This is a genomic window from Streptomyces sp. AC627_RSS907, assembly GCF_019049165.1.
Genome location: NZ_JAGMUE010001181.1, coordinates 1 through 674, shown reverse-complemented (window position 1 = coordinate 674; position 674 = coordinate 1). Strand labels below are relative to the sequence as shown.

1 protein-coding gene is annotated in these 674 nt (G+C 72.1%); it reads left to right on the top strand.

Going from position 1 to position 674, the window contains the following annotated elements:
- Window positions 1-207: 207 nt before the first annotated feature.
- A partial coding sequence (locus KUM32_RS40950) for a snapalysin family zinc-dependent metalloprotease (RefSeq protein ID WP_217146737.1) occupies window positions 208-674 on the top strand: 467 nt, incomplete at its 3' end.

Genomic DNA, 674 nt, shown 5'->3' with positions numbered 1-674 from the left:
CCGTCGGCGCTCACCGTCGACGGTCCGCGTCCGCCCGTGTACTGGTCGCGATGGCGGGGCGTACGACCCCCGTGGCGGGTCCCCTACGGAACCCGGTCCCCGGTCGGTCTCCCCGCACCGCCCGAGCGACCCGCTCACCGGTCGGCTCCCCCCTGGCCGTGCTGGCTCGCGGCGCCGTCGAGTCCCATCCATCGAGTGGAGATGTGTATGAATTCCCGGAAGATCCTGAGAGCATCGCTCGCGCTCTGCACGACGGGCCTGCTGTTCGGCTCGGGCGTACAGGTCGCGTCCGCGACCGGCCAGGCCGACGAGCGCGGCGCGCAGGCCGCGGCCCGGGTGGTCACGTACGACTCCAGCGGTGCCGCCGAGTTCAAGGACGCGGTGACCCAGGGTGCCGCGGCCTGGAACGAGAGCGTGAAGAACGTCCAGCTCAAGCCGGTCCAGCCGGGGCAGCGCGCCAACATCATCGTCGTCGCCGACAACGGCTGGCCACGGGCCCAACCCACCTCGCTGGGCAACGGCCGGGTGTGGATGGGACGTCAGGCCGTGAACCAGGGCCACAACACCGTCCGCATCGCCTCGCACGAGCTGGGCCACATACTCGGCCTGCCCGACGTGAAGCCGGGCCCGTGCTCCAGCCTGATGTCCGGCGCGTCGGCCGGCACGTCCTGCAC